Origin of the sequence: uncultured Oscillibacter sp., from assembly GCF_900546705.1 — a bacterium.
Lineage (GTDB): Bacteria > Bacillota > Clostridia > Oscillospirales > Oscillospiraceae > Oscillibacter.
This window is the reverse complement of sequence record NZ_URDP01000056.1, coordinates 1-9,518: the sequence shown is the minus strand read 5'-3', so window position 1 is coordinate 9,518 and position 9,518 is coordinate 1. Positions and strand designations below refer to the sequence as shown.

General features: G+C 61.7%; 7 protein-coding genes. 2 read left to right on the top strand and 5 right to left on the bottom strand.

Annotated features, from left to right (window positions below; genetic code table 11):
• On the bottom strand, window positions 1-1,396 hold a 1,396-nt coding region (locus tag QZS13_RS09490; RefSeq protein ID WP_295588331.1), incomplete at its 3' end, for a molybdopterin cofactor-binding domain-containing protein.
• Window positions 1,397-1,497: 101 nt separating this feature from the next.
• Between QZS13_RS09490 and QZS13_RS09485 the strand changes: the two genes are divergently transcribed.
• Window positions 1,498-2,091 (top strand): nucleotidyltransferase family protein, encoded by a 594-nt coding sequence (locus tag QZS13_RS09485; protein ID WP_295588327.1) that lies wholly within the window; start codon window positions 1,498-1,500, stop codon window positions 2,089-2,091.
• A 50-nt stretch (window positions 2,092-2,141) separates the two neighbouring features.
• On the opposite strand, the gene xdh is transcribed toward QZS13_RS09485, so the two are convergent.
• The 4 genes from xdh to QZS13_RS09465 all read right to left on the bottom strand — a co-directional run bounded on the left by xdh (window position 2,142) and on the right by QZS13_RS09465 (window position 7,559).
• On the bottom strand, window positions 2,142-4,691 hold the full coding sequence (gene xdh, locus QZS13_RS09480) for a selenium-dependent xanthine dehydrogenase (RefSeq protein WP_295588325.1): 2,550 nt from the start codon (window positions 4,689-4,691) through the stop codon (window positions 2,142-2,144).
• Between the two features lie 142 nt (window positions 4,692-4,833).
• Window positions 4,834-5,466 carry a thiamine diphosphokinase gene (locus tag QZS13_RS09475; protein WP_295588323.1) on the bottom strand — a complete coding sequence of 211 codons (633 nt, stop codon included), beginning with the start codon at window positions 5,464-5,466 and terminating at the stop codon, window positions 4,834-4,836.
• A 103-nt stretch (window positions 5,467-5,569) separates the two neighbouring features.
• Window positions 5,570-6,220, bottom strand: a complete 651-nt coding sequence (locus tag QZS13_RS09470; protein ID WP_295588321.1) for a TrkA family potassium uptake protein — start codon at window positions 6,218-6,220, stop codon at window positions 5,570-5,572.
• A 13-nt stretch (window positions 6,221-6,233) separates the two neighbouring features.
• Window positions 6,234-7,559, bottom strand: a complete 1,326-nt coding sequence (locus QZS13_RS09465; RefSeq protein ID WP_295588318.1) for a TrkH family potassium uptake protein — start codon at window positions 7,557-7,559, stop codon at window positions 6,234-6,236.
• Between the two features lie 440 nt (window positions 7,560-7,999).
• Between QZS13_RS09465 and ade the strand changes: the two genes are divergently transcribed.
• On the top strand, window positions 8,000-9,518 hold a 1,519-nt coding region (gene ade, locus QZS13_RS09460; RefSeq protein ID WP_295588314.1), incomplete at its 3' end, for an adenine deaminase.

Here is a 9,518-nt window from a genome sequence, read left to right as displayed (position 1 = left end):
AGGAGGAGGACTCCAGGGAGATGGGCCACACGGCGGTATTGTACCAGAACACCGCCAGTCCGATACCCCGGCGCACGGGGCCGGTCTGATGCTGATATTCCTGGAATTTGCGCAGGTAGTCGATGGCCGCCATACCCTTGTCCATGCACTGGTTGAACGTATCGGTGTACAGCTCGTTTTTGGAGAAATCGTCCCGGTAGCCCATAGGCATCAGGTTCCTGCGGCGGAACTCCAGCGGCGTCATGCCGATGGCCGCGCAGATGTCGTCGATATGGCTCTCCCCTGCGAACATGGCCTGGGGAATACCGTAGCCCCGCATGGCACCGGCGGCCGGGCGGTTTGTGTACACGCTCCAGCAGTCGCACTCCAGATTGTCACAGGGATAGAGCTGGGGGAACGCTCCCATGCCCTTGGCCACCACACCGTGGCCGTGGGAGGCATAGGCGCCCTGGTTGGAAAACGCCTCGAACTTCCGGGCCACCAGGGTTCCGTCCGGCCGCACCCAGGAGATGATGTGGGTACGGATGGCATGGCGGACGCGATTGGAGACGAACGTCTCCTCACGGCTGCATTCCAGCTTCACCAGCCGTCCGCCCACCTTGGTGCAGCACCAGGCGCAAAGAGGCTCGTACAGCGCGTCCTGCTTATTGCCGAAGCCGCCGCCGATGTAGGGCTTGATGAGCCGTACCTTGCCCCAGGGGATGCCCAGGGCCTGTCCCACGATCCGGCGCACAATATGGGGGATCTGGGTGGAGGAAACCACCACTACGCGCCCCGCCTCCATATAGGAAAAGCAGCCGTGGTTTTCAATGTGGCAGTGCTGGACGGTGGGGGTATCGTACCAGCCCTCCACCCGGATGAGGCCCGGCTCCTGAATGGCGGACTGGTAGTCGCCCTTGCGGATGTCCGTGTGGGCCAGGATGTTGCCGGGAAACTCCTTGTGAAGCTGGGGCGCATCCGGCTCCATGGCCTTCTGCACATCCAGCACAAAGGGCAGCTCCTCATACTCCACCTTCAGCGCCCGAACGCCCTGAACGGCAGCCACCTCATCCTCGGCAATGACCACCGCCACCTCGTCGCCGTAATAGCGCACGTGTCGGTTGAGCAGCAGCCGGTCCGCCACGTCCTGATGGGCAGGGTCCGTAGACCAGGGATGCCCCGCCGTGGGGAACGGGAGATCCGGTACATCAAAGCACGTCAGTACCCGCACCACGCCGGGAATGGCCTCGGCGGCGGCGGTGTCGATGGATTTGACATAGCCGTGGGCGATGGTGGCGTGGCAGATCTTGACGATCAGTGCGGAGGAATCGCAAAGATCATCCGTGTACTTTGCCCGGCCGGTCGCCTTGTCATAGGCGTCCACCCGGATGGCGCTTTTTCCCACACTTTTACTCATGGGACATGCCTCCTTCTGGCGAAATGGTTCACATCTGCGTTGACTGAGCGGCACAAATGCGGATATACTGTAATCAGAAAACAGGAAAGGGGGAATTCTGCATGGAACACAACCAAGCCCTGGGCTGTGTGCTCATGGCCGCCGGCAGCGCCCGGCGATACGGGGAAAACAAGCTCTCCGCCGCCCTGGAGGGACGGAGCCTCATCGTGCGGGCCATGGAATCCGTTCCCGCGGAGCAGCTGGAGCGGGTCGTGGTGGTCACTGCCTATCCGGAAATCATGCGCCTCGCGGCGGAATTTCACTTTGCCGCCGTCTTCAACCACCGCCCGGAGCTGGGTGCCAGCCATACCATTGCCCTGGGATTGACTCAGCTGCGGGATCTGGACGGCGTCATGTTCCTGGTCTGCGACCAGCCGCTTCTCCGGCGGGAGAGCGTAGCTGCGTTGGCCGAACTGTGGCGCCGGTCACCGGACAAGATCGCGGCCCTGGGCCATGACGGTGTCCGGGGCAACCCCTGCGTATTCCCCGCCCGGCTGTTTCCCGAGCTGCTGCGGCTGACAGGCGACCGGGGCGGCAGCGCCGTCATCCGGCTCCACCCGGAGCTTCTCACACTGTTGGAGGTACCGGAGCGGGAACTGACCGACGTGGATACCGTCCAGGCCATGGAAGCCCTCCGCCGGGAGGAAGAATCGTAAAAACCGGTCAATCAGCACTGCCGCGGCGAAAAACGCCGCGGCGGCTTTTTTTATTTGCGGCTGTACGGCGTGCCCTCCAGAGGCAGCGACGTGCGGCGGATGCCGTCAAAGCGGAAATAGGCGTCGGCAATAGCAGGCGCCGTGGGGATGGAGGTAATCTCTCCGATGCCGATGGCACCGCAGGCCACGTTCAGCCCGGGCTTCTCCACGATAATGGGCGTGACCTCCGGGATCTGGTTGGCCCGGAACAGTCCCAGTGTACCAAATTTTGCGGTGGGTTTGCAATCCGTAAGCGGATACCGCTCTGTCAGGGCAAAGCCCAGGGACATGATGACGCCGCCTTCGATCTGCCCCTCCACGGAGGTGGGGTTGACGGCTTTGCCCACATCGTGGGCAGCCACGATCCGCTCCACCCTGCCCTCGTCGTTCAGGATGCAAACCTGGGTGGCATAGCCGTAAGCCACATGGCTCACAGGGTTTGGCACCGGTGCGCCCAGGGGGTCGGTCTTTCCAAGATACTCGCCGTAAAACTCCTGTCCCTCAAGTTCTGTCAAGGCCTTTTCCTTCATAGCCTCCACCAGATCCGTACAGGCGCGGCGGCAGGCCTCGCCGGTAAAGAGTGTCTGGCGGGAACCGGAGGTAGTGCCGGAGTCGGGTGCGCAGTAGGTGTTGGACCGCTCGTAGACCACATTGTCCCGGGCAATGCCGGTCTGGGTGCAGACCATCTGGGTCAGCACTGTGCCCAGGCCCTGCCCGATGCAGGAGGCACCGGCGAAAATGTGTACCTTGCCGCCCTCGATCACCAGGCGGCACCGGCCCGTATCCGGGATGCCCACGCCTACGCCGGCATTTTTCATGGCGCAGGCCAGGCCCACATACTTGGCTCCGTCCACATAGGGCTTCACGGCCTCCAGCGTCTCCACAAGGCCCGTGGACGCGTCCACGATCTGGCCGTTGGGCAGCTCCTGCCCCGGACGGATGGCGTTGCGATAGCGGATCTCCCAGGGGGTGATGCCCACCACGTCCGCCATCTCGTTGAGCAGGGACTCGATGCAAAAGCACGTCTGAGTCACGCCGAAGCCCCGGAAAGCGCCGGCCGGCGGGTTGTTGGTATACCAGGCATAGCCGTCGATCTCGAAATTCTGATAGTTGTAGGGCCCGGCCGCGTGGGTGCAGGCCCGCTCCAGAACCGGTCCACCCAGCGATGCGTAGGCGCCGGTATCGGCGGTAACGGTGGCCACTACGCCCTGGATGATGCCGTTTTCATCGCAGCCCAGGGTAAACTCCATATCCATGGGGTGGCGCTTGGGATGAATGAGAATGCTCTCGGCCCGGGTGAGCTTCACCTTCACCGGCCGCTTGGCAAGATAGGCGATCAGGGCAGCATGGTGCTGGACCGTCACGTCCTCCTTGCCGCCGAAGCCGCCGCCCACCAGCTGGTTCTGCACCTTCACCTTGTCGGCCCCCAGGCCCAGCATCCCCATGATCTCATGCTGGGTGTCATAGGCGCCCTGGTCCGTGGAGAGCACCATGACTCCGTCACCGTCCGGATACGCCACGGCGCACTCCGGCTCCAGAAAGGCATGCTCCGTCCAGGGGGTGGAGAAGTGCCGCTTGAGCACATGGCTGGACCGCTCGATGGCAGCCTTGGGATCGCCCCGCTGGATGTGCTTGTGGGCCAGCAGGTTGCCGGAGCGGTGCACCTGCGGCGCGTCCGGCGCCATGGCCTCCCTGGGGCTGCGGACCATGGACAGCTCTTCATAATCCACCCGCACCAGTTCCTTGGCCCGCTGCAAAATCTCCGGTGTCTCAGCGGCCACCAGGCAGATCGCGTCCCCCAGATAATGGGTGATGTCCCCCACGGCGATCATGGTGTCCCAGTCCTTCATCAGGTGGCCCACCTTGTTCTGCCCCGGGATATCGGCGGCAGTATAGACCCCCACCACGCCCGGCAGTGCCCTGGCCTCCTCCGTGTGGATGGCCAGCACCCGGGCGCGGGGGTATTTGCTGCGGACGGCGCTGCCGTAGATCATGCCGTCCAGGTAGATGTCATCGGGATAGATGCCCGTGCCGGTAACCTTCTCCTCCACGTCCACCCGGGGCACCCGCTGGCCCAAAGACCAGTCCTGGGGCGCCGGGGGCACCGCTCCTGCCCGGAACACCTCCGCCGCCAGCAAAATGGCGTCGATGATCTTCACATAGCCGGTGCAGCGGCAGATGTTGTTGCGGATGGCAAAGGCCGCCTCCTCCCGGCTGGGCGCGGGATTTTGGTCTAAGAGCGCCTTGGCGCACATGACCATACCCGGGATGCAGAAGCCGCACTGGACCGCGCCGGCGGTGCCGAAAGCATAGGTGTAGACGTCCTTTTCAAAGTCACTGAGGCCCTCCACCGTCAGGACGGATTTTCCCTCCAGTTTGTCGGTCTGCGGCACACACGCCTTGGTGGGCTTTCCGTCAATGAGTACCGTACAAGTGCCGCAGGCGCCCTCGCTGCATCCGTCCTTGACGCTGGTCAGACGCAGGGTATCCCGCAGATAGCGCAACAGCTTCTGGTTCTTCTCAACACTCACGGTTCGGCCGTTCACGGTAAAAGTCGCCATGGAATCTCCTCCTCGCCGTGCCCAACCCTGGTCCCACGGTCTGTTCAGATTGTTTTCGGAAAGGTCAACCTTTCTATCGATCAATTATACAATATAAATTGAAAATCTGCAACCGCGCTTTGTGCAGTTCGCTATTCTATCTTCAGGATAGCGGTGGAAGCTGCCAGCCTACCACCAGCGCGCCGTTCCGGACGCTCACGAAAGCCCTCTCCTCCAGGATGTGGTTGCTGACGCCCAGAGGAAACTCCGGGGTAAGGCCCGCGTCCTCCAGCGGATACTGGACCCCCCGCTCGCAGATGCCCTCCGCCCGGTCTCCCAGGCAGAAAACGGACAGCAGCCCCCACTCCACCGTTCGTTCCACCGTGATGGACTCGTTCTCGATCACCGTCCAGACGAACTCGTCGTCCTGTAAAAAGCCCCGGGCGCCCCGGCGGCGCAGGTACAGCAGCGTTTGCAGATTGGCCAGCGTGTGGTCCAGGCGCTTGCCGCCGGTGCCTCCGTAGAGGTAAAACTCCGTGCAGCCCCGCTCCAGCCCCAGCTTCACCGCAGCCAGCGTATCCGTATCGTCTTTTTCCACCGGCAGACGGACCACCGCTTCGCCCTCTCCGGGCGCTTCCATGGAGTCAAAATCCCCCAGGATCACATCGGGCACAATGCCCTCCTGCTGACAGATCCGGTATCCCGCATCCGCGGCGATCACCAGGTCGCCGTCCGCGCCGGGCCGGCGGCGCAGGCCGTAAAATGTGCCCGCAGCAAAAATAAAACAGCGTTTCATGGGACTCCCCCTTTTTCCTTCCCCCAAGTTTAGCATGCTTTTCCCCGTTTGACAACAAAGCCGCCCGGTTTTCCCGGACGGCTTTTCCGCGTCAGCGCGGCACTCAGACCTTATTCATCAAAAGCAGGCTGGAATTCTTGTCCCCCGCGATCAGCAGATGGGCATCCTCCTGGAAGCGATACTCCGGGTCCAGAAGCGGGACGATCTCATCGCCGGTCTTCAGCCCCAGAATGTTGACATTGTAGCGGCGGCGGACATCCACCTCCGTTACGGTTTTCCCCTCCCACTCCCGGGGCGTCTCGATCTCGACGATGGCGTATTTGGGCGTCAGCTCAATATACTCGAAGGCGTTTTGGGCGGAAAACCGCATGGCCACCCGGCGGGCCATATCCATCTCCGTGTGGATCACATAGTCTGCGCCGATCTTCTTGAGGAATTTGATCTGCTTTTCCCGGTCCGCCCGGGCCACCACGCACTTGGCGCCCAGTTCCTTCAATGTAGCCGTTACCTCCAGGGAGGTCTGGAAATCGTCCCGTACGCAGACGAAGCACACATCGAAATTCCGCACCCCCAATGACGCGAGTACCTGCTCGTCCTGGCAGTCGCCCACGCAGGCCGCCGTGGCAACGGAGGCCATCTTGGATACACGCTCTTCGTCCTGGTCCACCACCATGACCTCATTGCCCAGCTCTACCAGCCGGGCCGTCAGGTGGTTGCCGAAGCGGCCAAGACCAATTACCAAAAAGGATTTCATGGATTCTCTCCTCTCAACCGATCAGAATTTTCTCCGGAATTTTCCGCAGCTTGGCCGCGGGCCGGTCACGCACCATGGCCATCAGCACAGTCATGCTGCCCACCCGTCCGGCGAACATCATCAGCGTCACCACAATCTTGCTGGCCGTGGGCAGCGTAGGCGTCACGCCCAGCGTCAGTCCCACCGTACCCATGGCGGACAGGGACTCAAACAGCGCCCCGTCCATGGAGATCCCATCCAGACAGAGCACCATGCAGCCGGCCATGCAGGTCATAAAATACATGCTGACCACCGAGAATGCCTTGTAAATATCCCCGCTGTCCAGTCTCCGGCCAAACAGCTCCACATCCTCCCGGCGGCGCACCCGGGCCAGCGCGCTGAGCACCAGCACGGCAAAGGTGTTGATCTTGATGCCGCCGCCGGTGGAGCCGGAACCGGCGCCGATGAACATAAGAATCATGGTCAGAAGTTTGCCGCTCTCGCTCAGTGCCATCAGATCCGCCGTATTGAAGCCGGCGGTACGGGGCGTCACGGACTGAAACGCCGCCATGAGCAGCTTCTGGGACGACGGTACTCCGGCAAAGGCATAGTCCCCCTCCAGAATGTAAAACGCCGCCGTGCCCAGCACCAGCGCCGCCAGTGTACCGGTAAAGGCCACCTTGCTGTGGAGGCGCCATTTGGAAAAGCGGAACTTGTGGGTCAGAATATCGTCCCAGACCAGAAAGCCCAGGCCGCCGGAAATAATCAGCAGCATGAGCACAATGTTCAAAAGCGGCTCCCCGGCCGCCGTGGTCAGGGACGTGCCGGTACCCAGCAGATCAAATCCGGCGTTGCAGAATGCCGACACCGCATGGAATACGGACATCCAGATACCTCGCAGCCCGTACCGGGGGCAGAACCAGAACAGCAGAGCCAAAGCCCCCAGGCCCTCGCACACCGCTGTCACCTTCAGAATCCGGCGGGTAAGCCGCACGATGCCGGCCATCTGCAACGCACCCACCGTGTCCATCAGCACCGCCCGGCTGTGCAGCCCAATCCGGCGGCCCAGCAGCATGGAGATGAAGATGGTCACCGTCATAAAGCTCAGGCCGCCCACCTGGATCAGCAGCAAAATCACCACCTGGCCGAACAATGTGAACTGCGTCCAGGTATCGTAGAGCACCAGTCCCGTGACACAGGTGGCCGACGCAGAGGTGAACAGCGCGTCCAGAAACGGAAGCGGCTGGCCCGAGCGGGATGCGATGGGCAGCGTCAGCAAAAGGCCGCCCAACAGGATGATACAAGCAAAACTCAGCGCCAGATTCTGTACGGCGTTGAGGGAAAAACGGCGTTGCTTCATGGACTCCCCCCGTGATCGACAAAGTGGCTGTATTATACCCCATCCCGACTGCAATTTCAATACAGTACCGCTGCCTGTCCCTCCGGGCGCCCATACAGATTTTGCTAATAATTTCAGCGTGCAAAACCGTCCCGCCCCCCTGATCTGGGCGGCCGGCCTTCTGAGAAGCGCGGAGGTGGGCGGCTATATGGTTTCAGCCGCCGCTGTCAGGATGTCCTCAGCGACGCCATCACCAATCGAATATTGTTTTTCCTCTTTCTTCTCTGCCGGGACGGCCGCAGTTGTCGGCCTGTCCCCGGCAGCTCCTTCATCCGGAAATTTTTTGTTTTTTCTGTGGACAAACGTGCGCATTTGGCGTATACTCAGGGCAATCCCGGGCGATATCTGTTTTATTTATGGCAAACATTAGAATATATAATTTCAAGCAGGAGGTATGTCCCATGACAGAGAGCTATGCCGGAAAGATCAACCGCAAGCTGCTGAAAAAGCGCCGCATCATCAATGCCGCAGCCGGACGGGAGCCTGCGGATCTGGTACTGAAAAACGCATCCTACGTCAATGTGTTCTCCAACGAGATCTGCCAGGGGGATATCGCCGTGGCAGAGGGGCTCATCGTTGGCATGGGTGAATACAGCGGCACGGAGGAGGTGGACTGCGCCGGAAAAATCGTGCTGCCCGGCTTCCTGGATGCTCATATCCACCTGGAAAGCTCCCTGGTCTCCCCTACGGAGTTTGTCAAGGCGGTGCTGCCCCACGGCACCACCACCGTGGTGACCGACCCACATGAGATCGCCAACGTCATGGGCACCGACGGCATTGAGTACATGCTCCAGGCCACGGAGGACCTGCCGGTGGACGTGCGGTTCATGCTGCCCTCCTGCGTGCCGGCCACTCCGCTGGACGAGTCCGGCGCGGTGCTGGACTATCGCAGTCTGGACTCCTTCTACGACCACCCCCGGGTTCAGGGTCTGGCGGAGATGATGAATTTTGTGGGCATCATCGCCGGAGATGATTTGCCGGTGGAGAAGATTGTGGCCGCCCAGGCCCACCACAAAAAAATCGACGGCCACGCCCCCGACCTGCTGGGCAATGACCTCAATGCCTACATCGCCGCCGGCGTCTACTCCGACCATGAGTGCCACGATCTCAACGATGCCATCGCCAAGCTCCAGCGAGGGCAGTTCATCATGATCCGGGAGGGCACCGCCGCCCGCAATCTGGACGCATTGGCGCCGCTGCTGTGTGACAAGTACGCCGAGCGGTGCATGTTCTGCACCGACGACAAGCACCCCAATGATCTGCTGGAAAAGGGACATATCGACTATCTGGTCAAGCGGGCCATTGCTCTGGGCGCCGACCCCATCACCGCCGTCAAGGTTGCCTGCCACAATGCCGCCCGTTACTTCCTGCTCAACAACCGGGGCGCCATCGCCCCCGGCTATCTGGGTGACTTCGTCATCATCGACAACTTCCGGGACTTCAATATTGAGAAGGTATACAAAAAGGGCGTGCTGATGGTGGAAAACGGCGTGGTGCGGGACTTCCCCGCTCCGTCCATCGAGCCCTATCTGGTGGACCGGGCCCGCCACACCTTCCATCTGCCCACTCTGTCCGCTGCGGACTTTGAGGAGACCCGTCCCCGGGGCATCATCGGCATGGTAGGCGGCGAAATCACCACGGTGGACGCCGGCTACTCCGACCGGATCGACGTGGAGTACGACGTTTTGAAAATTGCCGTGGTGGAGCGTCACAAGAACACCCACCACATCGGCATCGGCTACTTGCAGGGCTACGGCCTCAAGTCCGGCGCCGTGGCCACCTCCGTCTCCCACGACTCCCACAATATCATTGTGGTGGGCACCAACGAAGCGGACATGGCCGCGGCAGCCAACCGGGTGGCTGCCCTGGGCGGCGGCATCGTCATCTGGGACGGCGGCGGCTCCGTGGCGGAAGTTCCCC

Bases quoted from the DNA above. Each gene is read 5' to 3' on its own strand.
- QZS13_RS09485 (WP_295588327.1), top strand. From the start codon at position 1,498: ATGGAACACAACCAAGCCCTGGGCTGTGTGCTCATGGCCGCCGGCAGC.
- xdh (WP_295588325.1), bottom strand. From the start codon at position 4,691: ATGGCGACTTTTACCGTGAACGGCCGAACCGTGAGTGTTGAGAAGAAC.
- QZS13_RS09475 (WP_295588323.1), bottom strand. From the start codon at position 5,466: ATGAAACGCTGTTTTATTTTTGCTGCGGGCACATTTTACGGCCTGCGC.
- QZS13_RS09470 (WP_295588321.1), bottom strand. From the start codon at position 6,220: ATGAAATCCTTTTTGGTAATTGGTCTTGGCCGCTTCGGCAACCACCTG.
- QZS13_RS09465 (WP_295588318.1), bottom strand. From the start codon at position 7,559: ATGAAGCAACGCCGTTTTTCCCTCAACGCCGTACAGAATCTGGCGCTG.